This window comes from Pseudomonas sp. WC2401, from assembly GCF_041200115.1.
In the GTDB taxonomy this organism is placed as follows: Bacteria; Pseudomonadota; Gammaproteobacteria; order Pseudomonadales; family Pseudomonadaceae; genus Aquipseudomonas; species Aquipseudomonas fragi.
Genome location: NZ_CP165623.1, coordinates 1,908,245 through 1,932,398, shown reverse-complemented (window position 1 = coordinate 1,932,398; position 24,154 = coordinate 1,908,245). Strand labels below are relative to the sequence as shown.

Annotated in this window: 22 protein-coding genes; 11 read left to right on the top strand and 11 right to left on the bottom strand. The window is 58.9% G+C overall.

Annotated elements, in window-relative coordinates; all coding sequences use genetic code 11:
• Positions 1–25: 25 nt before the first annotated feature.
• Together AB3G35_RS08805 and AB3G35_RS08800 are read left to right on the top strand one after the other, a co-directional pair.
• Positions 26–1,699, top strand: a complete 1,674-nt coding sequence (locus AB3G35_RS08805; RefSeq protein WP_369782530.1) for an AMP-binding protein — start codon at positions 26–28, stop codon at positions 1,697–1,699.
• A gap of 48 nt (positions 1,700–1,747) precedes the next feature.
• Positions 1,748–3,454 carry a thioester reductase domain-containing protein gene (locus tag AB3G35_RS08800; RefSeq protein WP_369782529.1) on the top strand — a complete coding sequence of 569 codons (1,707 nt, stop codon included), beginning with the start codon at positions 1,748–1,750 and terminating at the stop codon, positions 3,452–3,454.
• A 261-nt stretch (positions 3,455–3,715) separates the two neighbouring features.
• On the opposite strand, the gene AB3G35_RS08795 is transcribed toward AB3G35_RS08800, so the two are convergent.
• The 7 genes from AB3G35_RS08795 to AB3G35_RS08765 form a co-directional block, all read right to left on the bottom strand.
• Positions 3,716–4,261, bottom strand: coding sequence for a DUF2058 domain-containing protein (locus AB3G35_RS08795; RefSeq protein ID WP_016779855.1), 546 nt, complete (start codon positions 4,259–4,261; stop codon positions 3,716–3,718).
• Between the two features lie 22 nt (positions 4,262–4,283).
• Positions 4,284–5,117, bottom strand: a complete 834-nt coding sequence (gene mazG / locus AB3G35_RS08790) for a nucleoside triphosphate pyrophosphohydrolase (RefSeq protein WP_169910654.1) — start codon at positions 5,115–5,117, stop codon at positions 4,284–4,286.
• Positions 5,118–5,233: 116 nt separating this feature from the next.
• On the bottom strand, positions 5,234–7,489 hold the full coding sequence (relA, locus tag AB3G35_RS08785; protein WP_016779853.1) for a GTP diphosphokinase: 2,256 nt from the start codon (positions 7,487–7,489) through the stop codon (positions 5,234–5,236).
• Positions 7,490–7,606: 117 nt separating this feature from the next.
• Entirely contained in the window at positions 7,607–8,959 is a 1,353-nt protein-coding gene (gene rlmD / locus AB3G35_RS08780) for a 23S rRNA (uracil(1939)-C(5))-methyltransferase RlmD (protein ID WP_369782526.1), read from the bottom strand.
• Positions 8,959–9,861, bottom strand: coding sequence for a cysteine synthase CysM (gene cysM / locus AB3G35_RS08775; RefSeq protein ID WP_016779851.1), 903 nt, complete (start codon positions 9,859–9,861; stop codon positions 8,959–8,961). The genes rlmD and cysM overlap by 1 nt, the downstream gene beginning before the upstream one ends.
• A 244-nt stretch (positions 9,862–10,105) precedes the next feature.
• On the bottom strand, positions 10,106–11,467 hold the full coding sequence (locus tag AB3G35_RS08770; RefSeq protein ID WP_016779850.1) for a sensor histidine kinase: 1,362 nt from the start codon (positions 11,465–11,467) through the stop codon (positions 10,106–10,108).
• The gene (locus tag AB3G35_RS08765; protein ID WP_088379209.1) at positions 11,457–12,176 is read right to left on the bottom strand and encodes a response regulator transcription factor; all 720 of its coding nucleotides are present in this window, start codon (positions 12,174–12,176) and stop codon (positions 11,457–11,459) included. Before AB3G35_RS08765 ends, AB3G35_RS08770 begins: the two co-directional genes overlap by 11 nt.
• Before the next feature lie 200 nt (positions 12,177–12,376).
• On the opposite strand from AB3G35_RS08765, the gene AB3G35_RS08760 reads away from it, so the two are divergent.
• The 4 genes from AB3G35_RS08760 to AB3G35_RS08745 all read left to right on the top strand — a co-directional run bounded on the left by AB3G35_RS08760 (position 12,377) and on the right by AB3G35_RS08745 (position 17,156).
• Positions 12,377–15,142, top strand: a complete 2,766-nt coding sequence (locus AB3G35_RS08760; protein WP_106117062.1) for a response regulator — start codon at positions 12,377–12,379, stop codon at positions 15,140–15,142.
• A 134-nt stretch (positions 15,143–15,276) separates the two neighbouring features.
• The gene (locus AB3G35_RS08755) at positions 15,277–16,266 is read left to right on the top strand and encodes a 2-hydroxyacid dehydrogenase (RefSeq protein WP_369782525.1); all 990 of its coding nucleotides are present in this window, start codon (positions 15,277–15,279) and stop codon (positions 16,264–16,266) included.
• A gap of 51 nt (positions 16,267–16,317) precedes the next feature.
• Positions 16,318–16,755: a hypothetical protein gene (locus AB3G35_RS08750; RefSeq protein WP_016779846.1), complete on the top strand. Its 438-nt coding sequence runs from the start codon at positions 16,318–16,320 to the stop codon at positions 16,753–16,755.
• Positions 16,752–17,156: an META domain-containing protein gene (locus tag AB3G35_RS08745; RefSeq protein ID WP_086796019.1), complete on the top strand. Its 405-nt coding sequence runs from the start codon at positions 16,752–16,754 to the stop codon at positions 17,154–17,156. Before AB3G35_RS08750 ends, AB3G35_RS08745 begins: the two co-directional genes overlap by 4 nt.
• A gap of 89 nt (positions 17,157–17,245) precedes the next feature.
• On the opposite strand, the gene AB3G35_RS08740 is transcribed toward AB3G35_RS08745, so the two are convergent.
• Entirely contained in the window at positions 17,246–17,710 is a 465-nt protein-coding gene (locus AB3G35_RS08740) for a TlpA disulfide reductase family protein (protein ID WP_029611284.1), read from the bottom strand.
• A 126-nt stretch (positions 17,711–17,836) separates the two neighbouring features.
• Here AB3G35_RS08740 and arsC point away from each other — a divergent pair, with 126 nt between their 5' ends.
• From arsC to AB3G35_RS08725, 3 genes are read left to right on the top strand one after another with little or no spacing between them, the layout of a single operon-like run.
• Complete coding sequence (gene arsC, locus AB3G35_RS08735) at positions 17,837–18,190, top strand: arsenate reductase (glutaredoxin) (protein ID WP_095040926.1); 354 nt, start codon at positions 17,837–17,839, stop codon at positions 18,188–18,190.
• Positions 18,187–18,792, top strand: coding sequence for an NAD(P)H:quinone oxidoreductase (wrbA, locus tag AB3G35_RS08730; protein WP_086796017.1), 606 nt, complete (start codon positions 18,187–18,189; stop codon positions 18,790–18,792). Before arsC ends, wrbA begins: the two co-directional genes overlap by 4 nt.
• Complete coding sequence (locus AB3G35_RS08725; protein ID WP_016779840.1) at positions 18,785–19,192, top strand: DUF2069 domain-containing protein; 408 nt, start codon at positions 18,785–18,787, stop codon at positions 19,190–19,192. The genes wrbA and AB3G35_RS08725 overlap by 8 nt, the downstream gene beginning before the upstream one ends.
• Positions 19,193–19,315: 123 nt before the next feature.
• Here the strand turns inward: AB3G35_RS08725 and AB3G35_RS08720 are convergent, their stop codons facing one another.
• Positions 19,316–19,987 (bottom strand): DNA-3-methyladenine glycosylase I, encoded by a 672-nt coding sequence (locus AB3G35_RS08720; RefSeq protein ID WP_086796016.1) that lies wholly within the window; start codon positions 19,985–19,987, stop codon positions 19,316–19,318.
• Between the two features lie 18 nt (positions 19,988–20,005).
• Positions 20,006–20,830 (bottom strand): tRNA 2-thiocytidine(32) synthetase TtcA, encoded by an 825-nt coding sequence (gene ttcA, locus AB3G35_RS08715; RefSeq protein WP_016779837.1) that lies wholly within the window; start codon positions 20,828–20,830, stop codon positions 20,006–20,008.
• Between the two features lie 268 nt (positions 20,831–21,098).
• On the opposite strand from ttcA, the gene AB3G35_RS08710 reads away from it, so the two are divergent.
• Both AB3G35_RS08710 and AB3G35_RS08705 read left to right on the top strand, forming a co-directional pair.
• On the top strand, positions 21,099–21,701 hold the full coding sequence (locus AB3G35_RS08710; RefSeq protein ID WP_016779836.1) for a Yip1 family protein: 603 nt from the start codon (positions 21,099–21,101) through the stop codon (positions 21,699–21,701).
• Between the two features lie 190 nt (positions 21,702–21,891).
• Positions 21,892–22,386 carry a SprT family zinc-dependent metalloprotease gene (locus AB3G35_RS08705; RefSeq protein WP_016779835.1) on the top strand — a complete coding sequence of 165 codons (495 nt, stop codon included), beginning with the start codon at positions 21,892–21,894 and terminating at the stop codon, positions 22,384–22,386.
• 49 nt (positions 22,387–22,435) lie between these two features.
• On the opposite strand, the gene AB3G35_RS08700 is transcribed toward AB3G35_RS08705, so the two are convergent.
• The gene (locus tag AB3G35_RS08700; protein ID WP_016779834.1) at positions 22,436–23,770 is read right to left on the bottom strand and encodes a dicarboxylate/amino acid:cation symporter; all 1,335 of its coding nucleotides are present in this window, start codon (positions 23,768–23,770) and stop codon (positions 22,436–22,438) included.
• Positions 23,771–24,154: the final 384 nt, after the last annotated feature.

The following is a 24,154-nucleotide window of genomic DNA, read 5'->3' as shown; positions in this document are numbered from 1 at the left end:
AAAAAACTATTCAGGAAACGAATTCATGAGTTTGGCAAGCATCGTAGCAACTACTATGACCCACTATGCAGACAGCCCTGCCCTTGGAGAACGGCACTACAGCTTCATTACGAACAACATTACCAAAGAAGTACATTCACAATTATCACTCAGCTATACAACTGTCACTTACTCTGAACTCTGGCAGCGGGTAAGCTTCTTGGCTGCAGAACTATACCATCGCCCCTATGCCCCTATAACCGCGGGTTGTTCGGTCGCATTTCTCGCCTTTACCAGCGGAGACTACGTAACACTTGATCTAGCGTGCATTTATCTAGGCGCAGTCACTGTTTCGCTTCAAACCAATGCTTCTGGGGATTATATAAATTCAATACTAAATGAAAGTGCACCACTGATCATTGCAGTCAGCATTGACCACTTGGACGCGGCTATCGATGCAGCACTAAATACCTCCTCAATTAGTAGAATAGTGCTTTTAAATTATTACCCGGCTGTTTCCGAACATGCCGCCAAACTTTCAACTGCTCGCCGTCGTCTGAGCGAACACTCCAGCACTGTATCTATTGATTGCCTAAACGAAATGATAACCGCAGGTAAATCCCTACCTGATGCCCCTTTATACAACAGTCCTGACGCAGATGACGAGCTGTCAATGTTGATCTACACTTCTGGCAGCACTGGCACACCCAAAGGAGCGATGTACACGCAAAAGCTGGCATCAGGAATGTGGGGCGGATCATGGGCCACTATTTTCTCTAAAGAACCCCCTATCAGCTTTCACTATATGCCGATGAGCCACGTTGCTGGGCACTCCTCACTAAAAAGTACCCTAGCGAGAGGAGGAACGTGCTACTTCACTGCTAAAAGCAATCTTTCAACCTTGCTTGAAGACATCTCGCTGTGCAGACCGACTGAATTATCGTTAGTACCACGGATATGCGAACTCATAAGCCAGACATATCAACTGGCACTCATCAAACATAATGTCGCACAGGGAGATCCCAAAGCTTCTTCTATTTTAGAGCATATACGCACCAACACTTTGGGCGGAAGAGTTGCATGGGCCAGTTGCAGCTCAGCTCCGCTGCCCGAGACATTGAAAAAATTCATGGAAACATTATTGAATATCCCTATCCATAATGTTTACGGCTCAACAGAAGCTGGTGCTATCTGGATAGATAATGAACTTCTAAACCCTCCAGTTTTGAATTTCAAGCTGATTGACGCGCCTGAACTTGGTTACTTCACCACTGACCTGCCATTTCCACGCGGCGAGCTTTTACTGAAAACGCTATCGATAATTCCTGGCTATTACAAACGGCCCGATCTGGCAAATGAACTTTTTGATGAACAAGGGTATTACAAAACAGGAGACATTGTAGCGCAGACCGGCTCACATCGACTGGAATTCGTGGACCGACGTAAAAATATCTTAAAACTATCCCAAGGTGAATTTATAGCAACTTCGCAACTGGAAACTCTGTATTCTGCAATTCCAGAAATTCAAAACATTTACATTTATGGAAAAGGTGAGTGGTCTTATTTCTTAGCCGTTATTATTCCTTACAACGACCTGACAGAGCACCTCGATGAAAAAACCGAAGTAATCAAACAGTTTTTCATGAACGCCATTCGTCAGCACGCAAAAACAAACAAACTTCGCAGCTATGAAATCCCGCGAGACGTGTTGATTGACTAGACGCCCTTCACTCAACTGAATGGGCTACTCTCTGATCATGGAAAACCCATGTGGCCCAAGCTTCGACAGAAATATGCGCTGCATTTTGAAAATCTGAACAGCCAGCTAATTTCACAAGAACGAGTCAAGCTTCGTAACCTGCATCAGCAAGTTGACATGCTACCTGTACTCGAAACGTTGAAAAATGCGGTGTGCAGTCTTGTGGGCGGAACGGTTGAAACGATAAGCCCCGAAGCACAATTCAGAGACCTTGGAGGAGACTCCATATCGGCCGTCAATCTAGCTACTCTGCTGTCTGACATTTATGCCATCAACGTCCCTGTTGATCTTTTGATCAGTCCCGGTTACGACCTGAAGTATATTAGCGAGTACATTGAGAAGGCTTTGCAAACTCACCAATCTCGCCCTTCTTGCGAATCAACTCATAGTCTGACCCCCTTCACGTACCATGCAAAAGACCTTCAGCTTGAACATTTTATCAATCCGGATATTTTACATAAGGCTCACACGTTAAACACATCGCCCCATCCAGCCAAGACCATCTTATTAACAGGCTCATCCGGCTATTTAGGCAGATTCTTGGCCCTGCAACTGCTAAAAACACTTGGCGAGCAAGGTGGCACGTTAATTTGTGTCGTCCGCGCAAAGGATATACAGACTGCAAGCAGGCGATTCCAAGAGTCTTTCGGTCGAGGTGACTCGGTAATATCTCGAAAAGTAAGGGCGTTATCCAAATTGCATTTGGAAGTACTGGCGGGTGATATTGGCGAACCAAAATTCGGGCTGGATGAAGCCACTTGGGAAAGGCTGAGCAGTGAAGTTGATTCTATCTTTCATGCCGCTGCACTGGTCAATCACCTCCTCCCCTATAGCAGCCTCTTTAATGCCAATGTAAATGGAACGAGTGAGATTATTAGTCTGGCTCTCTCGCACCACCTCAAACCTATCGTGTTTCTTTCAAGCATCGCTGTAGCTTCCTTAGTAGGTGCCCAGCCGACATTAGATGAGGATATGGACATTCGGCTTGCAGCCCCTGTCGTTGAGGCTCGCGATACATATGCCGTCGGGTATGGGCTCAGCAAGTGGGCTTGTGAGGTCTTACTTAGGGAAGCAAACAGTCACTACGGTCTACCTGTAACCACATTCCGCTCAAGTATGATTCTCGCTCACAGTTCTTATCCAGAGCAATTAAACATCCCGGATATGTTTACCCGCCTTCTACTAAGTTTGGTAAAGACAGGTGTTGCCCCGCAGTCATTTTATCGCCAGGTTGAAAATGAGCAGAAACCTCATTACGACGGTCTGCCTGTCGATTTTACAGCCAACGCAATCGTCCGCATTGGGCTGGATCAGCAGAAGAATTCGTATCGTTCAATTAACTTGGTGAACAGTCATAATGATGGCATTTCATTGGACACCGTTGTCGACTGGCTGAGCGAATTGGGCATTAATATCAGAAAAATCTCTGAATATGCAGACTGGCATCAACAATTCGAAAGAAAACTTCTCGCCCTACCCAAAAGCCTGCAGCAACATACCTCACTGCCTTTGATTCATAGCCTCAGCGAACCCGCTGAAGTCATTTCGGGTTCAAAAATTTCGTCAAAGCGTTTGCAGGAGACTTTTCAAGCTGTGAGCTCAGACATGGTTACAGTCCCACACCTGTCCAAAACACTTATTCACAAGTATCTAACAGACTTGCAATCTTTAGGGCTTCTGAATCAACGTTCCCTGGCAACTACAAAAAAACCTTAACTGCGCTCAGACAATAAATGTACATGCTGATACAACAAACCCCGCCGAAGCGGGGTTTGTTGTATGCGGGCTCAAGATATTCTTGTAGCAGCTGCCGTAGGAACGAGGCTGCGTCCGAGTGCGTAGCGCTCGTAAAACCTGCACCCGCTGTTTAACTGAAATAACCGAGGCTTCAGGCTTTACGACGGCTACGCCGCCGGACGCAGCCTCGTTCCTTCGGCAGCTGCTACGGCGTTTTTCGTTGCTGTCAGAATTTTTCGGTTACCACATCAGGTCATCAGGAATCTGGTATGCCGCGTACGGATCGTCTTCTTCCGGGGTTTTCGGCTCAACCAGGATGTTCAGCTGCACGATCCGGCGCGGGTCGCGCTCCTGGATCTTCAACGCCGCCTCACGGGGGATGACTTCATAGCCGCCCTGGTGCTGCACGATCGCCAGCGAGCCATTGGCCAGTTTGTTGCGCATCAGGGTGTTTACCGACAGGCGCTTGACCTTCTTGTCGTCAACGAAGTTGTAGTAGTCCTCGGTGTTCAGCTTGGGCAAGCGCGACACTTCGATCAATTGCTTGATCTGCGCAGCACGGGCCTTTTGCTCGACCTTTTCCTGCTGCTGGCGGTTCAGTTCCTGGTCGCGCTTGACCTTCTCGGCCTTGGCCTCGGCAGCCAGGCGCTGCTGGGTGTCGTCCAGCTCGATCTGGCCCTTGTGGGCCAGGCGCTGCTGCTTCTGTTTTTCTTTGCCGGCCTGCTTGGCCTGCTTCTCGTTGACCAGTCCGGCTTTGAGCAACTGGTCGCGTAGGGAAATGCTCATCTACTTACTCACTTAGGCAAACTCAGCCGCAGCTGGGCAAATTCTTTTCCTGGCGCTTGGCTTCGCCCCACAGGGCGTCCAGGTCTTCAAGGGTGCAACTTTCAATGGGACGCAGGGTATCGCGCAATGCCTGCTCGATAAACCGGAAACGTCGATCAAATTTTGTATTGGCGCCACGCAAGGCGGTTTCGGGGTCCACTTTAAGATGACGGGCCAGGTTGACCACGGAAAACAGCAGGTCGCCTATTTCCTCATGAATGGCCGACGAATCGTTGCCAGCCATGGCCTCCAGCACTTCGTCCAGCTCCTCTCGTACCTTGTCCAGCACCGGCAAGGCTGCTGGCCAGTCAAAACCGACCTGGGCGGCGCGCTTTTGCAGCTTGGCGGCACGGGACAACGCCGGCAGGGCTACTGGCACATCATCCAGCAAGGACAACTGCTCGGGGGTTGCAGATTTTTCTGCGCGCTCCTCGGCCTTGATCTCATCCCAGCGTACCTTGACCTGTTCTTCGCTCAGGCGCGGCACATCCAGCGGCGCATACAGGTCGCCAGTTGGAAACACATGGGGGTGACGGCGGATCAGCTTGCGGGTGATGCTGTCGATCACCGCGGCAAATTCGAAACGGCCTTCTTCGCGGGCCAGCTGGCTGTAATACACCACCTGGAACAGCAAATCGCCGAGTTCACCCTGCAGGTGCTCGAAGTCGCCCTGCTCGATCGCGTCAGCAACCTCGTAGGCTTCTTCAAGGGTGTAGGGCACGAGGGAGGCATACGTCTGCTTGATATCCCACGGGCAGCCATATTGCGGATCGCGCAGGCGGGCCATAAGGTGAAGCAGGTCGTCGAGGTTATACATCTGTAATCCTTTGGCACACGCTAACCACACCCTGTGGGAGCGGGCTTGCTCGCGATGTGAACACCCCCGACTCACCGAGGTGATGCAATCGCGAGCAAGCCCGCTCCCACAAAGGATCAGCGCGGCTCGCTGCGCCCGATCCGGCGGGTTTCAATGATGTTCGGCAGTTGCGAGATACGCCCCAGCAAGCGCCCCAGCGCGTCCAGCCCCGGAATCTCGATGGTCAGGGTCATCAACGCCGTGTTGTTTTCCTTGTTCGAGCGGGTGTTGACCGCCAGCACGTTGATCCGCTCGTTGAGCAGCACCTGGGAAACGTCACGCAGCAAACCGGAACGGTCATAGGCGCGGATCTCGATATCCACCGGATACGTCGAAACCGGGATCGGCCCCCAGTTGACCTGGATCATCCGCTCAGGCTCACGGCTGCCCAGTTGCAGCACCGAGGCGCAGTCCTGGCGGTGGATGCTGACGCCACGGCCCTGGGTGATGTAACCGACGATCGCATCCCCCGGCAACGGCTGGCAGCAGCCGGCCATCTGGGTCAGCAGGTTGCCGACGCCTTCGATCTGGATATCGCCGCGCTTGCCCGGCTTGTAGCCCGTGGCCTTGCGCGGGATCAGCTCCATCTGTTCGCTGCCGCGCTCGGGCTCGACCTGTTGCTGGGCCAGGTTGATCAACTGCGCCAGGCGCAAGTCGCCCGCGCCAAGCGCCGCGTACATGTCCTCGGCGGTGCGCATGTTGGCCTTGTCGGCGAGCTTCTCGTAGTCCACCGCCGGCAGGCCCAAACGGCCGAGTTCGCGCTCGAGCATGGTCTTGCCGGCCGCGACGTTCTGGTCGCGGGCCTGCAGCTTGAACCAGTGGACGATCTTGGCCCGCGCCCGCGAGGTGGTGACATAGCCCAGGTTCGGGTTCAGCCAGTCGCGGCTCGGCGTACCGTGCTTGCTGGTGATGATCTCGACCTGCTCACCGGTCTGCAGGCTGTAGTTGAGCGGCACGATGCGCCCGTTGATCTTGGCACCACGGCAGTTGTGGCCGATTTCGGTGTGCACCCGGTAGGCAAAGTCCAGCGGCGTCGCCCCTTTGGGCAAGTCGATGGCATGCCCGTCCGGGGTAAAGATGTATACCCGGTCCGGCTCGATATCGACCCGCAGCTGATCGGCCAGCCCGCCGATATCACCCAGCTCTTCGTGCCATTCCAGCACCTGGCGCAACCACGAGATTTTCTCTTCGTACTGGTTAGACCCGGCCTTGACGTCGGTGCCCTTGTAGCGCCAGTGCGCGCAAACCCCCAGCTCGGCCTCTTCGTGCATGGCGTGGGTGCGGATCTGCACCTCCAGCACCTTGCCTTCAGGCCCGATCACGGCAGTGTGCAGCGAGCGGTAGCCGTTCTCCTTGGGGTTGGCGATATAGTCGTCGAATTCTTTGGGGATATGCCGCCACAGGGTATGAACGATGCCCAGCGCGGTGTAGCAGTCGCGCATTTCCGGCACCAGAACCCGCACCGCACGCACGTCATAGATCTGGCTGAAGGCCAGGCCCTTGCGCTGCATTTTGCGCCAGATCGAGTAGATATGCTTGGCTCGGCCGCTGATGTCGGCGTCGGTCACCCCGGTGGCTTCCAGCTCGGTACGCAGCTGGTTCATCACATCGCTGATAAAGCGCTCGCGGTCGAGGCGGCGCTCATGCAACAAGGTGGCAATTTGTTTGTACTGCTCGGGTTCCAGGTAACGGAAGGACAAATCCTCCAGTTCCCACTTGATATGGCCGATGCCCAGGCGGTGCGCCAGTGGCGCATAAATATCGAACACCTCTCGGGCGACGCGGTTGCGCTTTTCGTCCGGGGCGTTTTTGACAGCGCGAATCGCGCAGGTACGTTCAGCCAGCTTGATCAGTGCCACGCGAACGTCATCAACCATCGCTACCAGCATCTTGCGCAGGTTTTCGACCTGGCCCTGGGAGCCCAGCACCATTGACTGACGCGGGCTGAGGCTGGCACTGATGGCCGCCATGCGCAGTACACCGTCAATCAGCTTGGCCACTACCGGACCGAAGCGCTGACTGACCGCCGGGAGCTGAATCTGACCTTCACGCACGCCGCGATACAAAATTGCCGCTACCAGGGAGTCCTGATCCAGTTTCAGATCGGCCAGGATCTCGGCAATTTCCAACCCGGTACGAAAGCTCGATGTGCCTTCAGTCCACAGGTTTTTCGCGGCATTGGCTTGCTGCTCGGCCTCGCGTGCAAACTCGCACGCTTCTTTCAAGGCTTCACGGTCCAGCGCCACATCGACACTCACCGCATGATCGAGCCATGCCTCGAGGTTGAGACTGCCGTCGGTGTTGATCGGCTGGTGTGCTCTGACCTGTACCATCTTGCTTACCTTCCCTACAGCGCACGTCTGGTGCGCCGAAATCACAGGCCCTAATCCCAACCCGCGCTACAGGGCATCACTGCGCGGGTTGCGGGCCCGTTGAAATAGACAGACATCCTAGTCTGCTTCAAATAACGCCATCGCCTCGACATGAGCTGTTTGCGGGAACATGTCGAGGATTGCGGCACGTTTTAACCGGTAACCCTGTTTCATCAATTCAACCGTGTCGCGCGCCAGCGTGGCCGGGTTGCACGACACATACACCAAACGTTTGGCGCCCAGGCCAGACAGCTTGCGTACCACCTCATAGGCACCGTCGCGGGGCGGGTCAAGCAGCACCGCACTGAACCCCTTCTTGGCCCAGCCTGCATCCACCAGCGGCTGCGACAGGTCGGCCTGAAAAAACACTGCATTATGCAGGCTGTTACTGACCGCGTTTTGCGCTGCGCGTTCGACCATGGTCGCAACACCTTCTACAGCCACCACTTCGCGGACCTGTTTAGCCAGTGGTAATGCGAAGTTACCCAGCCCACAGAACAAGTCAAGAATCCGTTCGTCAGCTTGTGGTGCAAGCCACTTTATGGCCTGGGCCACCATTGCTTCATTGACGCCGGCATTGACCTGGACAAAGTCCCCGGGACGATACGCCAGCTCCAGGTCCCACTGTTCCAGACGATAGCCCAGCGCACGGGTCAGATCGACCGGTTGCGGCCCGTCTTCACCCTGCAGCCACAATTGGGCGTTATGGGTGATGCAAAAATTCTGCAATACGTTCATGTCGGCATCACTGAGCGGCGCCATGTGCCGCAACAGCACGGCAATCGCCGAGCCGCTGAACAACTCCACATGGCCCAGGGCCTTGGGGTTGCCCAGTTGACGCAACATGGCAGGCAGCCCCGTCATGATAGGTTGCAAGGCCTGTACCAGAACCAAACAGTGATCAATGGCGACGATATCCTGGCTACCTGCAGCCCGAAAACCCACTTCCAGATGCTTGGCCCGCGCATCCCAACGCACCGCGATGCGCGCCCGGCGGCGATAGCCGAACTCGGGGCCGGTCAAAGGTGCTGCCCACTCTTGAGGTTCGACACCAGCCACGCGGGACAGTTGCTCGGCCAGCATGCGCTGTTTCAGTGCAAGCTGCTCTTCATGGGGCAAATGCTGCACGCTGCAACCGCCGCACTTGCTTGCATGGACACAGGGTGCCTCGCGACGGATCTCGCTGGCCTTGAAAACACGCTCGGTACGCGCCTCAACGACTTTGCCGTGGGCGCCCAGCACCCGCGCTTCAACTTCTTCACCGGCCAGCGCACCCGCGACAAACCAGGTACGCCCTTCAATAAAGGCAATACCGCGACCGTCGTTAGCCAGGCGCTCGATATTCAAACGCTGTTTCTTGCCCGTGGGCACTTGCGCAGCCTTGGTGCCGCCAGCAGGCTGGAAGCGCAGGCCTCTCTCTTGCTTGGCCATCAGTTGGGTGCGTCGTAGATGCCGGTCGACAAGTAACGGTCGCCCCGGTCACAAATGATCGCGACCATCACCGCGTTTTCGACTTCCTGGTTCAGGCGCAACATTGCCGCCACCGCCCCGCCCGAGGACACGCCACAGAAAATGCCTTCTTCGCGGGCCAGGCGACGGGTGACGTCTTCGGCTTCGCGCTGGGCCATGTCGACGATGCGATCAACGCGGTCGGCCTGATAGATTTTTGGCAGGTATTCGGTCGGCCAGCGGCGGATACCCGGGATGGCAGCGCCTTCCATCGGCTGCAAACCGACGATCTGCACGCCCGGGTTTTGCTCCTTGAGGTAGCGCGACACGCCCATGATGGTGCCTGTGGTGCCCATCGAACTGATGAAGTGGGTGATGGTACCGTTGGTCTGGCGCCAGATTTCCGGGCCGGTGCCGGTGTAGTGCGCCTCGGGGTTGTCACCGTTGGCGAACTGGTCGAGCACTTTACCCAGGCCCTTGGCCTGCATCTGGTCGGCCAGGTCGCGGGCACCTTCCATGCCCTCTTCCTGGCTGACCAGGATCAGTTCGGCACCATAGGCGGTCATGGCCGCCTTGCGCTCAGCGCTGGAGTTGTCGGGCATGATCAGGATCATCTTGTAGCCCTTGATCGCCGCCGCCATCGCCAGGGCAATGCCGGTATTGCCCGAAGTGGCTTCGATCAGGGTATCGCCGGGCTGGATCTGGCCGCGCGCTTCGGCGCGGGCAATCATCGACAGAGCCGGACGGTCCTTGACCGAGCCTGCAGGGTTATTCCCTTCGAGCTTGAGCAACAAGGTGTTGGAGGTGTTCCCGGCCAGGCGCTGCAAGCGCACCAGAGGGGTGTTGCCGACGCAATCGGCGATAGTTGGGTACTGCAATGTCATGGCGTATTCGCAATCCAGACCGCGGGGCCGCACATCATACCGACAAACGCCCGGAGCCCATATCACGCAAAGTGTGGTGCTTATGGTTAAAGGCTATAAGCGCCGCAAGCCCTTCACAATAATTCCTGTGGGAGCCGGGCTTGCCCGCGATGCTGACACCGCGCTCTGTCAGTTAAAACGGGCTGATACCCTCGCGGGCAAGCTCGCTCCCACAGGGATGTATGCATACCGGCGGCCAGAGCGTTTACACCACATGCCCTGCCGGCAAACGAACATGCACCCGCAACCCTCCAGCATGGTTCTCGGCCCACAAACTGCCGCCCTGCAGGCGCAGCGCATTGCGCGCAATGCTCAGGCCCAGGCCAAAGCCGCCATCCCCAGGGCGCGACCCGTCGAGGCGGGTAAAGGGCGCAAAAATCCGCTCCAGTTCTTCAGGCGCCACCCCGCCGCCCTGATCGTCGAGCCACAGATGCCACATGTCGCCTTCGCGCTGGCCGCTGAGGCTGACGATGCCGTCTGGCGGTGAATGGCGGATGGCATTGCGCAGGATATTCTCCAGCGCCTGGGCCAGGCTGTTGAGGTGCCCGCGCACCCAGCACTGCTCATCCACCCGGCAAGGCAGCCGCGATTGCGGCCAGCCACTTTCAAAGCGGGCATTTTCGGTGAGCATTTCCCACAACGCCTGCACCTGGATGTCTTCCACCGGCAGCGGCCCGCGCTCGGCGTCCAGCCAGGCCAGTTGCAGGGTGTCCTCGACCAGCCGCTGCATGCCGTCCACTTCGCGACTCAAACGCTCGCGCAAGGCCTCAACCCCCTGCTCGCTGTCACAGGCCACCCGCAAACGGCTCAAGGGCGTGCGCAGTTCATGGGACAGGTCACGGAGCAATTGCTGCTGTTGCGACACCGTGCTCTGCAAACGCTCGGACATTTGATCGAACGCCCGCGCCAGCTCGCCCAGTTCGTCCTGACGGCTGGTGGTCTGGCTCGACAGCCTTGCCCCCAACTGGTCAGCCCGCCAGGCGTTGGCCTGCTCGCGCAGATGGTTGAGCGGCACAATAAGCACGCGGTACAGGCCCACGCACAGCAGCAGCGTAAGCAAACCCGGAATCACACCATTGGTCACAATCCGCCAGACCACCTGGGAGCGTCCGGGCATAAAGCGCTGCGGTAACTCGATAACCAGGCTGCCCAAGGACGGGTCCCGGGGAAAGGGCACCTTGATCCACGGCCGTGCCGTTTTCATATGGCTGATGGGCCAGTCCAGGCCGCGCAAAAAGGTCAGGCGCTCGCTTTCTCGTTCGCTCAGCGGGTAGCTGCTCAGCGATTGCAGGTCCTGGCCAATCACCCCGACCCAGCCGGGTTCCCGGCGCCCCATGCCTTGCAGCCACTGATCGACGCCGGTTTGCTGGCCGGTCTCCCAGGCGCGCTCGGCCTCACCGGCATAGCGCACCAGAGTGCCGTGGGCCTGCTCGGACAAAAACCCGGTGCGTTTGTCCATGTAGCGGCCCCAGGACCAACTGAGCCAGATCATCAGCAAGCAGAACACCACCAGCAAACAGGCCAGCTTCCAGAACACCGAGTTTTTGCCGGGCACCTTACAGGGCATCACTGGCGCTCAACACATAGCCCTTGCCCCATACCGTGCGCACTTCGCGCTGGTGGTAGCCGATGGTCTTGAGTTTGCGCCGGATCTGGCTGATATGCATGTCCAGGCTACGGTCGTGGGCGGCATAGCCGCGCTGCAACACCTGCTGATAGAGGAACGCCTTGCTCAGTACCTCGTCGGCATTGCGCTGCAAGGTGTCGAGCAAGCGGAACTCGCTGCGGGTCAACCCGGCCCATTGCTCGCCACAGCGCACGTCACTGGCCTGTTCATCGAACCACAGGCCATGTTCAGGGGCTGGCGGTTGCGCCACACCGGGCATGCGGTCCAGGGCCACGCGGCGCAGGATGGCCTGGATGCGCACCCGCAGCTCGGCCATGCTGAACGGCTTGGGCAGGTAGTCGTCGGCGCCCAGCTGGAACCCGCTGATGCGGTCGGCCTCGGCGCCCAGCGCAGACATCAGGATCACCGGCAAGGCGTGGGTCTGGCGCAGTTGCGTAAGCACCTGCAGCCCATTCATACCGGGCAGCAGGATATCCATCAGCACCACGTCAAAATGCTCCTGCCGGGCGCGGGCCAGACCCTCCTGGCCGTTCTGGCACCAGATAACGTCAAACCCGCAGCGCCCCAACTGCTCGTGCAGGTAGGCACCCAGAACGGGGTCGTCTTCAATGGTCAGAAGGCGCGAAGGGCTAACAGCTACGGGATTCATTAGCGTCTGCAAGTAATTCTCAATCGGCGATTATTCAAGATTGAGCCACTGCGGGCAACCGGCATGGCCTTTACCCGGTCTGATAATCAGAAACTGATGGCAAATTTTCAAAGATTTGCCGGTCACCATATGGCTACACTGCCACCTGGGCCGGGCGGGATGCCCGGGCCATTCTTAAAAATGCAGGGCTGGAGAGTTGCGTGCTTAAAAACCTCGGTATCAAAGGCCGCGTATTGCTGCTGACGCTTTTACCCGTCAGCCTGATGGCAACGGTGCTGGGCGGCTACTTCACCTGGTTGCAACAGTCCGAACTGCAATCGCAGTTGCTGCAGCGCGGCGAAATGATCGCCGAGCAGCTCGCGCCGCTGGTGGCCCCGGCGATGGGCCGGCACGACACCGCCCTGCTGGCCCGCATCGCCACCGAGTCCCTTGAGCAGCAGGACGTGCGCGCCGTGGCGTTCCTCAACGCCAACCACGAGCCCCTCGCCCATGCCGGGCCGATCATGCTCAACCGGGCCCCGCTGGGCAGCAGCACCCAACTGCAACAGCGTACCGACAACGATGCCACGCGTTACCTGTTGCCGGTGTTCGGCCGCCACCGCAACCTGGCCGGGGATGTGATCCCTAACGAAGCCCATCGCCTGCTGGGCTGGGTCGAGCTGGAACTGTCACACAACGGCATGCTGCTGCGCAGCTATCGCAACCTGTTTGCCAGCCTGCTGTTGATCGCCACCGGGCTGGTACTGACCACCCTGCTGGCCTTGCGCATGAGCCGCACCATCAACGCACCGCTGGGTCAGATCAAGCAAGCCGTGGCCCAGCTCAAGGACGGCCACCTGGAAACCCGTCTGCCGCCCTTGGGCAGCCACGAGCTGGACGAACTGGCCTCGGGCATCAATCGCATGGCCGAAACCCTGCACAATGCCCAGGAAGAACTGCAACACAGCGTCGACCAGGCCACCGAAGACGTGCGCCAGAACCTCGAAACCATCGAAATCCAGAACCTGGAACTTGACCTGGCCCGCAAGGAAGCACTGGAGGCCAGCCGCATCAAGTCCGAATTCCTGGCCAACATGAGCCATGAAATCCGCACGCCGCTCAATGGCATCCTCGGCTTTACCCACCTGCTGCAAAAAAGTGAGCTGACGCCGCGCCAGTTCGACTACCTGAATACCATCGAAAAATCAGCTGACAGCCTGCTGGGCATCATCAACGAGATTCTCGACTTTTCAAAAATCGAAGCCGGCAAGCTGGTGCTGGACAACATTCCCTTCAATTTGCGCGACCTGCTGCAGGACACCCTGACCATTCTCGCGCCCTCGGCCCACGACAAAGGCCTGGAACTGGTCAGCCTGGTCTATCGCGACACCCCGCTGTCGCTGGTGGGTGACCCGCTGCGGCTCAAGCAAATCCTCACCAACCTGGTCAACAACGCCATCAAGTTCACCCGTGAAGGCACCATTGCCGTGCGCGCCATGCTCGAAGACCAGGACGAAAACGAAACCGATGGCAGCGTGCAATTGCGCATCAGCGTGCAAGACACCGGCATCGGCCTCACCGCTCAGGATATCCGCGCCCTGTTCCAGGCCTTCAGCCAGGCCGATAACTCGCTGTCCCGTCAGCCCGGAGGCACCGGGTTGGGCCTGGTGATTTCCAAGCGACTGGTGGAGCAGATGGGCGGCGAAATCGGCGTGGAAAGCACCCCCGGCGAAGGTTCGGTGTTCTGGATCAGCGTCAAGCTGCCCAAGGCCCGCGATGATGTCGAAGACTTGCCCGGCGCCCCGCTGCTGGGCCGGCGTGTCGCCATTCTGGAAAAACACGACCTGGCCCGCCAGGCCCTGCACCACCAGTTGGAAGACTGCGGCCTGGAAGTCACGCCCTGCACCACCCTGGAAAACCTCACCAACTGCGTCACCGGCGCCCACCAGACCGCGCAGGCGATTGACCTGGCGGTGCTCGGGGTGACGGCCAACGACATGCCCCCCGAGCGCCTCAACCAGCATATCTGGGACCTTGAGCACCTGGGCTGCAAGGTGCTGGTGCTGTGCCCAACCACCGAGCAGGGGCTGTTCAATCCTGTGGTGACCAACCCGCACAGCCAACTGCTGGCCAAGCCCGCCTGCACCCGTAAATTGCGCCGCGCCCTGGCCGACCTGATCAACCCGCGCCAGCCCCGCAGCGAGCCTGGCGAACCGCTGGCCAGCCGTGCGCCGCGCATCCTGTGCGTGGATGACAACCCGGCCAACCTGCTGTTGGTGCAAACCTTGCTGGAAGGCATGGGGGCCAAAGTGGCTGCAGCGGACAGCGGTTATGCCGCCCTTGATGCGGTCAAGACACAAGACTTCGACCTGGTGCTGATGGATGTGCAAATGCCCGGCATGGACGGGCGTGAAACCACGGAGGTGTTACGCCAATGGGAAAGCGAGCGCCAATGCACGCCGCTGCCGGTGGTCGCACTGACGGCCCACGCCATGGCCAACGAAAAACGTGCCCTGCTGCAAAGCGGCATGGATGACTACCTGACCAAACCCATCAGTGAACGCCAATTGGCCCAGGTGGTGTTGAAGTGGACAGGGCTGGCCTTGCGCAATCAGACCAGCGACAACCATCACGAACCGCAGCGCCATAACGCGCAATTGCCGGTTCTGGATCACGAAGAAGGCCTGCGTCTGGCCGCAGGCAAGGCCGACCTGGCCATCGACATGCTGGCCATGCTGCTGGCCTCGCTGGAAGCCGACCGCGACGCCATTCGCCAGGCGCGCGACGCCAAAGACAACAACGCGCTGATCGAACGCGTCCACCGCCTGCACGGCGCCACGCGTTACTGCGGCGTGCCGCAACTGCGCGCGGCCTGCCAGCGCAGCGAGACCCTGCTCAAGCAAACCAGCCCCAACGCTGCTACCGCCCTGGACGAGCTGGATCTAGCCATCACACGCCTGGCCAAAGAAGCACGCAGTACCGCATAGCAACATCATTGCGTGGGAGCGGGCTTGCTCGCGAGGGCATCGCCCCGGTTTACCCGGCACACAGCGCCGCCTGAATCGCGGGCAAGCCCGCCCCCACACATGCCGATTTGTGGTTACACACTAAGGAAGACCCCATGCGCACGATTCTTTTCAGCAGCCAGACCTACGACCGCGACAGCTTTACCGCGGCCGCACAAGACGACGGCAACGAGCTGCACTTCCAGCCAGCGCGCCTGACCCTGGACACCGCGGCGCTGGCCCATGACTACGAAGTGGTCTGCCCGTTTATCAATGACGACCTCAGTGCCCCCGTGCTGGAGCAACTGGCCGCTGGCCGTACCCGCCTGATCGCCTTGCGCTCGGCCGGCTACAACCATGTCGACCTGCCCGCCGCCAAGCGCCTGGGCCTGAGTGTGGTGCGCGTACCCGCCTACTCGCCCCATGCCGTGGCCGAACATGCCGTGGCCCTGATCCTGGCTCTCAACCGTCGCCTGCACCGCGCCTATAACCGCACCCGCGAAGGTGACTTCACCCTGCACGGGCTGACCGGTTTCGACCTGGTGGGCAAAACCGTGGGCGTGGTGGGCACCGGCCAGATCGGCGCCACGTTCGGCAAGATCATGGCCGGTTTCGGCTGCAAGCTGCTGTGTTTCGACCCTTACCCCAACGCCGAACTGCTGGCACTGGGCGCGCAATACGTCACCCTGCCCGAGCTGCTGGCCGGTTCGCACATCATCTCCCTGCACTGCCCGCTGACCGCTGACAACAAGCACCTGATCAACGCCACCAGCCTGGCGACCCTCAAACATGGCGCCATGCTGATCAACACCGGGCGTGGTGCACTGGTCAACACCCCGGCACTGATCGAGGCACTCAAGAGCGGCCAGTTGGGCTATCTGGGGCTGGATGTGTACGAGGAAGAGGCCCAGCTGTTCTTCGAGGACCGCTCCGACCTGCCCTTGCAGGATGATGTGCTGGCGCGGCTGCTGACCTTCCCCAATGTGATCATTACTGCCCATCAGGCGTTTCTGACCCGCGAGGCGTTGAATGCGATTGCAGCCACTACCCTGAGCAATATCGCGGCCTGGAAAAACGGCGTGGCGCAAAACCTGATCGAAGGTTGAGTCTGGACTTTGATGCCTGCGTGCTAGCATAGCGACTTACTTGGAGGACCCATGGTCGAACACGATTTTCGCTACAGCCTGCTTAACCCGCAGCACACCCTGATTGAATGCCGCGCTCTGGCGCCGGGCCTGTATCAAGTCACCGGCAACGGTGGCTCGATTCAAGCCGGTGACGTGCTGATTGTGTCCCTCAAGGGCAGCAAGACCTTGTCCATGCGCTTGAGCGTCGACAAGGTCCGTCACCTGATCAACCCGCGCGGCCAATGGGTTGCCGTAACCAAGGGGCCGGTTTTCGGCGAATTGGCGATACATGAATGGCAGGTCAACTGCGATGCTTGCGCCAAGGAGCTGAAATTCGAGTTCGCGGTCGACGCCAAACTCGGCACCAAGGCCCAAAAGCCTGCAGCTACGGCGCGCATTGCCGAGCTGGGCTGGAGCACTGAAGGCAGCAAGCATGTGTGCCCGCAATGCCAAAAGGCTGCGCAATGAAACGCTTGATCCTGCTGGCCGTTCTGGGCGCAAGCCTGGCGGGTTGCGCGGGTGACCCGGTGAAGCTGCAGCAGAACCACACCTATGTACTGGAGTGGATCGGCGAGCGACCGCTGATCGACAACAGCCACCTGACCGTCACCCTGGACGATGCTGGCCGGGCCTATGGCAGTGGCGGTTGCAATCACTGGTTCGCGCCTTACACCCTGGAAGGCGACAAGCTGACCTTTGGTGGCGTGGGCAGCACCCGCAAAGCCTGTGCACCGGCGCTGATGGAGCAGGAGCATCGATTCTTCGAAGCCCTGCAAACCGTCCAGCGCTGGGACATTTCGCCGATCGAGCAGGTGCGCTTCTGGCCTGCCGAAGGCAAGCCGCTGCGGCTTTGGCCGGAAGAAGGCTGATACAGCGCGGCGTTTGAATCGCGAGCAAGCCCGCTCCCACAAGGTTGGCGCCAACCTGTGGGAGCGGGCTTGCTCGCGATGGCTGCGACTCAGGCCCCCCTGAGTTCCTTGATCTTGGCCAGCAGCCCGGCCGCAGTCTGCTCGCCCATCAAGGTCGCCCGTACCTTGCCCTTCTCATCAAGGATATAGGTCACCGGCAGCGCTTCACTGCGCGGTAAATCGAACACTTCCGCCGGATCCTGCGCCAGCACGGTGAAGGTGATGCCCAGCGCAGCACTCGCGTCGCTCAGCTCCTTGCCCTGCAAGCCATCGAAATTGACCCCGAACACCCCCACCGACTGCCCCTGCAGCTGTTTTTCCAGGGAGTTGAGTTCAGGAATCTCGATGCGGCACGGGCCACACCACTCGGCCCAGTAGTTGATAATCTTCCACTGCTTGTCCAGACGCTCCGACGCGATCTTCTGTCCGTGCTGATCGACCCCATAATCATTTCCGCAACCAGCCAGCAATAACGTGGCGGAAACGGCAGCTACTGCCATGAGTCGCTTTAACATGCGTTGATCCTTCCCGGTAAATACAAACAAAAAGCCATTAGCGAGCGGCCATTTACCGCATACGGTTCAGGCGCGCCCGTCAGGCGGGTAGAATAGCCGCCACCTTACGCAAGATGCGACCCGCACATGACCGATCTGACGCTTTATCACAACCCGCGCTGCTCGAAATCCCGCGGTGCGCTCGAACTCCTCGAAGCCCGCGGCCTGACCCCCACCGTGGTGCGCTACCTCGAAACGCCGCTGAGCGCCGCGCAACTGCGCGACCTGCTGGCCAGGCTGAACCTCAGCGCCCGCCAGCTGCTACGCAGCGGTGAAGACGAGTACAAGGCCCTTAACCTGGGCGACAGCAGCCTCAGCGAAGCACAACTGATCGACGCGATGGCGGCCAACCCCAAGTTGATCGAGCGGCCGATCCTGGTCGCAGGCAACAAGGCCGTGATTGGCCGCCCGCCGGAAAAAATCCTGGAGATCCTGCCGTGAGCGCGCCTTATATTCTGGTTCTGTTTTACAGCCGCAACGGTTCGACCAGCGAAATGGCCCGGCAAATTGCCCGTGGCATCGAGCAAGGTGGCCTTGAGGCGCGCCTGCGCACCGTGCCGGCCATCTCTGCCGAATGCGAAGCCGTGGCCCCGGCCATTCCCGACGAAGGCGCGATGTACGCCAGCCTCGACGACCTTAAAAACTGCTCGGGGCTGGCCCTGGGCAGCCCGACGCGTTTCGGCAACATGGCCGCGCCGCTCAAGTACTTTCTCGATGGCACCAGCAACCTGTGGCTGACCGGCGCACTGGTCGGCAAACCGGCGGGTGTGTTCACCTCCACCGCCAGCCTGCACGGCGGCCAGGAAAGCACCCTGCTGTCGATGCTGCTGCCGCTGATGCACCACGGCATGCTGGTCACCGGCCTGCCCTACAGCGAATCGGCCCTGCTCCATACCACCGCGGGTGGCACGCCTTATGGGCCGAGCCATCATGCCGGTGCCGACGGCAAGCGCGGCCTGGACGAGCACGAAATCGCCCTGTGCCGGGCCTTGGGTCAGCGTTTGGCCACTATTGCGCTGAAACTGGAGAGCAACCGTGGCTAAAAAGCCCAAAGTGCTACCGCCCATCGAATGGCTGGAGCCGCGGGTGCGGCTGATGCGCGTAATAAGCCTGGTGTGCTTTTTTGGCCTGATCGGCTTGCTGTGTGCTTACTACCTGATCTTTGCCGACCTGCACGGCGCCCGGCCGTGGGTGATCCTGTTGATCGAACTGGTGCCGTTGATGTTTGTGGTGCCCGGCATGCTGATGGGCAGCCCACGCGGGCACTCGTTCACCTGCTATGTGGTCAACCTGTACCTGATCAAGGGAGCGCTGGCGGCATTCGACCCCAACCGCCAGGTCTTCGGCCTGCTGGAAATCGCCGCCAGCGTGGCGGTGTTTGTCAGTGCCTTGTTGTTTGTGCGCTGGCGCTACCAGCTGGATCGGCGCCTGAGCGGCGAGTGATGCAGCTGTTGTGGGAGCGGGCTTGCTCGCGAGGCAGACGACTCGGTGTATCAGGTACATCGAGGCGCTGCCATCGCGGGCAAGCCTCGCTCCCACAGGCTTTTGGCCGCTCACAAAGCCTGGTTAGTGATTCACCGTAAACGCCAGCATCTGTGACAGCTGGCACATTGGCCGGCCACTCTCGGCGTGCCACTGGTTGAAGGCGTTCTGCACAATCGCCAGGTCGCGCAGGCTGGTCGGCGCCTTGTCCACCAGCTTCTGCGCGTTCAGCGCGGCCACCACGTCATAGCTGGGCACAAAAGTGTCCTTGCCGACCATGCGCAAAAAACGCGGGGCCGACAAACCACCCAACTGATGCCCATGCTTGGCCAGGTACTTCCACAACCCGACGATATCGGTCACTGGCCAGTCGGCGATAAACGCGCCGAAACTGCCGTGCTCGTGGGCGATATCGAGCACCATCTGGGCATTGCGCGGCACGCTTTTAAGCTTGCCCAGATGGCGGATGATCCGCGCATCCTGCATCAACCGCTCCAGGTGCTCGGCGCCCATCAGCACCACTTTTTCCGGGTCAAAACCAAAGAACACTTCTTCAAATACTGGCCACTTGGCATCGACCACGCTGTGCTTGAGCCCGGCACGGAAGACGCGCAGGGCCAGGGTCGACAGGTAGCGATCGTCGCTGATCCGGCGCAATTGTTCCGCGGTTTTCGGGACGGGCAATTGGGCTTCAAGTGCGGCTGACGAACCAAAGCGGTTCAAACAGTATTCGTGCAGCCATTTGTAGTCGCGCATGCCCTCTCCTCTTGGCAATTACAGGTTGAGCAGGTTGACGAAGCGCGGCGTGGCGCTTTCGTCGATCTTCAGGCTCGCAAAATCAAACAGGTTACGGTCCGCCAATTGCGACGGGATCACGTTCTGCAGGCTGCGAAAGATACTCTCGGTGCGGCCTGGCGTCTTGCGGTCCCACTCCTGGAGCATGTCCTTGACCACCTGGCGTTGCAGGTTTTCCTGGGAACCACAGAGGTTGCACGGAATGATCGGAAACTGCTGCCAGTCGGAGTAGGCCTGGATGTCCTTCTCGTTGCAGTACGCCAGCGGGCGGATCACCACGTTGCGCCCGTCATCGGAGCGCAGCTTGGGCGGCATCGCCTTGAGTGTGCCGTTGAAGAACATGTTGAGGAAGAAGGTTTCAACGATGTCATCGCGATGATGCCCCAGGGCCATCTTGGTCGCGCCGATCTCATCGGCAAAGGTGTACAAGGTGCCACGGCGCAGGCGCGAACACAGCGAGCAGGTGGTTTTGCCTTCAGGGATCAGTTCCTTGACCACCGAGTAAGTGTCTTTTTCAACGATGTGATATTCCACGCCCAGCGACTTGAGGTAGGCCGGCAGCACGTCCTCGGGGAAACCCGGCTGCTTCTGGTCCATGTTCACCGCCACGATCTCGAACTGGATCGGCGCCACTTTTTGCAGGTGCAGCAACACATCGAGCAGGGTGTAGCTGTCCTTGCCGCCCGACAGGCACACCATCACCTTGTCGCCATGCTCAATCATGTTGAAGTCGGCAATTGCCTCACCGGTCAATCGACGCAGGCGTTTCTGGAGTTTGATTTGAGAGACCGAGTGAGTGCCCATAGCGCTTCAATTCCGCGAGTTAAGACCAAAAGCCGGTGATTTTACCGAAAAAAACCCGGCCGACGAACCCCTTGTCCGCCTAAAGACGCCAATGCAATAAGCCCGCAGCTGACAGCACAATAAGCTCTAAGGAGCCGGATATAAGGGCCGACAGGTTTCCTATACTTGTCACCAAGGCCGCACGCCTCTTTTCTTCCCAATATGTTCTGGCTGCGCGACCGGCACGCGTCCCACTGGAGGCGATGCGTCTTATACAGGAGCGACAGCCATGATCCATCACGTTGTGGGCCTTTTCACCCACCCCGATAAAGAATGGCGCGAAATCCGTGGAGATGCCGAAGAAAGCATCGGTCATATGTATTTCACGCATACGTTAATTCTGGCAGCGATTCCGGCCGTTTCTGCGTTTATCGGTACAACCCAGGTGGGCTGGGTGATCGGTAACCGCGCACCGGTGATGCTGACCCTGGACAGTGCCTTGTGGATGACCCTGTTGTCCTACGCCGCCATGCTGGTGGGCGTGGGCGTAATGGGCGCATTTATCCACTGGATGGCGCGTACCTACGATGCACAACCCAGCCTGCAGCGTTGCGTGGCCTTTGCCACCTACACCGCTACACCGCTGTTTATTGGCGGGCTGGCGGCGCTGTACCCGCATATGTGGCTGGGCATGATGGTGGGTACCGCCGCCATTTGCTACACGGTGTATCTACTGTATGTGGGCCTGCCTACCTTTATGAACATAGACCCGGATGAAGGCTTCCTGTTTTCCAGCTCGGTGCTGGCAGTGGGCCTGGTGGTGCTGGTGGCGATCATGGCCTTTACCGTGATCGTCTGGGGCCTGGGTGTCGGGCCGGTGTATACCAATTAACCGGCACTACCTGTAGTCGCTGCCGCAGGCTGCGATAAGGGGCGCAGGACCTTCAAGAGCGGGTCGCTACGCAACCCATCGCAGCCTGCGGCAGCGGCTACAGCGTTCGCATCGTGACCGCTCGGCACCTCGATACTTCGGAACCCCCACCGCTTGCGGCATAATCCTCGGCTCTGGAGAACCGAACCGCATGCCCGAGTTGCTCAATACCCGCGTCGAAGACTGTTTCCAACAGGCCGAAGTGTTTTTCAAACGCCCTTTCAAGCGCCCCGTCGTCAGTTTCAAACTGCGCGGGCAAAAAGCCGGGGTCGCCCATTTGCATGAAAACCTGCTGCGCTTCAACCCCCAGCTGTACCGTGAAAACAGCGAAGACTTCCTCAGGCAGACCGTCCCCCACGAAGTGGCGCACCTGGTTGCCCATCAGTTGTTTGGCGAACGTATCGCGCCCCACGGCGAAGAATGGCAATTGATCATGCGCGGGGTGTACGAACTGCCGCCCAATCGCTGCCATACCTACGCCATCAAACGGCGCAGCGCCACGCGCTATATCTACCGTTGCCCGTGCCCGGACAGCGACTTTGCCTTTTCCGCCCAGCGCCACGCCCTGGTCAAGCAAGGCCGCGGCTATCTGTGCCGACGCTGCCGTAACGCGCTGGTGTTCAGCGGCCTGACGCGGGTCGAATAAACAGGCATAAAAAAACCCATCCGAAGATGGGTTTTTTATGCGCTCAGACTTACTTGAGCAGCACCGGGGCCGGGCCTTCAGCCACGCCCAGGTCATCTTGCGGGCGGGTATCTTCTAGCGGGCGACCGCCGGAGTTCAGCTCGGTCTGCAGGGTGTCGGTGTCCAGCTCCTTAACCCACTTGGCCACCACCAGGGTTGCCACGGCGTTACCGATCAGGTTGGTCAGGGCACGGGCTTCAGACATGAAGCGGTCGATACCCAGGATCAGCGCCAGACCGGCTACCGGCAAGTGGCCTACAGCCGAAAGGGTGGCCGCCAGCACGATAAAGCCGCTACCGGTTACGCCCGCAGCACCTTTGGACGACAGCAACAGCACCAGCAACAGGGTGATCTGATGGGTGATGTCCATATGGGTGTCAGTCGCTTGGGCGATAAACACGGCGGCCATGGTCAGGTAGATCGAAGTACCGTCGAGGTTGAACGAGTAACCGGTCGGGATCACCAGGCCCACTACCGATTTCTTCGCGCCCAGGCGCTCCATTTTCACCAGCATGCGTGGCAGCGCCGATTCCGACGAGGACGTACCCAGTACGATCAGCAGCTCTTCACGAATGTAGCGGATCAGCTTCAACACGCTGAAACCGTGAGCGCGGGCAATACCGCCCAGCACGATCAGCACGAACAGCACGCAAGTGATGTAGAAGCAGATCATCAACTGACCCAGCTGCACCAGCGAGCCTACGCCGTAAGCGCCGATGGTGAAGGCCATTGCACCCAGCGCACCGAGTGGCGCCAGCTTCATGATCATGTTGATGATGTTGAACATCACGTGGGCGAAACGGTCGATGAAGTCCAGTACCGGCTTGCCGTAGGCACCCAGGCGATGCAGGGCGAAACCGAAGATCACCGAGAACATCAGCACTTGCAGGATATCGCCATTGGCGAAGGCACCAACAATGGTCGACGGGATCACATTGAGGATAAAGCCTACGATGCTCTGGTCTGCGCCTGCCGACACGTAACCGGCAATTTTGCTGGCATCCAGGGTCGACACGTCAATATGCATGCCAGCGCCAGGCTGAACCACGTTAACCACGATCAGGCCGATCAACAGCGCGATAGTCGACACGACTTCGAAGTAGAGCAAGGCATAACCGCCGGTCTTGCCGACCGATTTCATGCTCTGCATGCCGGCAATACCGCTGACCACCGTACAGAAAATAATGGGCGCGATGACCATCTTGATCAGTTTGATAAAGCCATCACCCAGCGGCTTGAGAGCGACACCGGTTTCCGGGTAGTAATGGCCCAGCAAGATACCGATAGCGATGGCTACGATTACTTGCACATACAGGGATTTGTACAGTGGCTGACGAGTCGTCATTGCAAAGTTCCTCAAGTGCATCACTCAATCATCATTCCGTCTGAGACTGGTGACACCTAAAGCGCGAACCCTCCTGTACTTGGAGGGATTTGTTTTTGGGGCTGCTCTTACGGCAGACCTCTCGCACTTATTGCAAGCCGTGGGCCACATTGAGCAAAAGCTGCGCAATGGCCTGTGGAGCCTAGGCTTGTAGGAATTTATTGATCAATTTTGTAGGACTGGACTTGGCGGGATTCCGCCCATCAGGCGTGTTGAAGTGCAGGAGGTGGCGGATATCCGCCTAAACGCCACCGTCCCCCCATATACCTGTAGCAGCTGACGAGCGGAGCGAGGCTGCGTTCGGCGGCGCAGCCGTCGTGAAGTCAGGTACATGGTTGTGTCAGG

What these genes read in the sequence shown, in the direction of transcription:
- AB3G35_RS08705 (WP_016779835.1), top strand. Translation starts at nt 21,892, where the DNA reads ATGCCCGAGTTGCTCAATACCCGCGTCGAAGACTGTTTCCAACAGGCC.
- AB3G35_RS08750 (WP_016779846.1), top strand. Translation starts at nt 16,318, where the DNA reads ATGGTCGAACACGATTTTCGCTACAGCCTGCTTAACCCGCAGCACACC.
- arsC (WP_095040926.1), top strand. Translation starts at nt 17,837, where the DNA reads ATGACCGATCTGACGCTTTATCACAACCCGCGCTGCTCGAAATCCCGC.
- mazG (WP_169910654.1), bottom strand. Translation starts at nt 5,117, where the DNA reads ATGTATAACCTCGACGACCTGCTTCACCTTATGGCCCGCCTGCGCGAT.
- AB3G35_RS08795 (WP_016779855.1), bottom strand. Translation starts at nt 4,261, where the DNA reads ATGAGCATTTCCCTACGCGACCAGTTGCTCAAAGCCGGACTGGTCAAC.
- ttcA (WP_016779837.1), bottom strand. Translation starts at nt 20,830, where the DNA reads ATGGGCACTCACTCGGTCTCTCAAATCAAACTCCAGAAACGCCTGCGT.
- AB3G35_RS08700 (WP_016779834.1), bottom strand. Translation starts at nt 23,770, where the DNA reads ATGACGACTCGTCAGCCACTGTACAAATCCCTGTATGTGCAAGTAATC.
- AB3G35_RS08755 (WP_369782525.1), top strand. Translation starts at nt 15,277, where the DNA reads ATGCGCACGATTCTTTTCAGCAGCCAGACCTACGACCGCGACAGCTTT.
- AB3G35_RS08710 (WP_016779836.1), top strand. Translation starts at nt 21,099, where the DNA reads ATGATCCATCACGTTGTGGGCCTTTTCACCCACCCCGATAAAGAATGG.
- AB3G35_RS08800 (WP_369782529.1), top strand. Translation starts at nt 1,748, where the DNA reads ATGTGGCCCAAGCTTCGACAGAAATATGCGCTGCATTTTGAAAATCTG.
- AB3G35_RS08740 (WP_029611284.1), bottom strand. Translation starts at nt 17,710, where the DNA reads ATGTTAAAGCGACTCATGGCAGTAGCTGCCGTTTCCGCCACGTTATTG.
- rlmD (WP_369782526.1), bottom strand. Translation starts at nt 8,959, where the DNA reads ATGGCCAAGCAAGAGAGAGGCCTGCGCTTCCAGCCTGCTGGCGGCACC.
- AB3G35_RS08770 (WP_016779850.1), bottom strand. Translation starts at nt 11,467, where the DNA reads ATGCCCTGTAAGGTGCCCGGCAAAAACTCGGTGTTCTGGAAGCTGGCC.
- AB3G35_RS08805 (WP_369782530.1), top strand. Translation starts at nt 26, where the DNA reads ATGAGTTTGGCAAGCATCGTAGCAACTACTATGACCCACTATGCAGAC.
- AB3G35_RS08745 (WP_086796019.1), top strand. Translation starts at nt 16,752, where the DNA reads ATGAAACGCTTGATCCTGCTGGCCGTTCTGGGCGCAAGCCTGGCGGGT.
- AB3G35_RS08765 (WP_088379209.1), bottom strand. Translation starts at nt 12,176, where the DNA reads ATGAATCCCGTAGCTGTTAGCCCTTCGCGCCTTCTGACCATTGAAGAC.
- cysM (WP_016779851.1), bottom strand. Translation starts at nt 9,861, where the DNA reads ATGACATTGCAGTACCCAACTATCGCCGATTGCGTCGGCAACACCCCT.
- AB3G35_RS08720 (WP_086796016.1), bottom strand. Translation starts at nt 19,987, where the DNA reads ATGCGCGACTACAAATGGCTGCACGAATACTGTTTGAACCGCTTTGGT.
- relA (WP_016779853.1), bottom strand. Translation starts at nt 7,489, where the DNA reads ATGGTACAGGTCAGAGCACACCAGCCGATCAACACCGACGGCAGTCTC.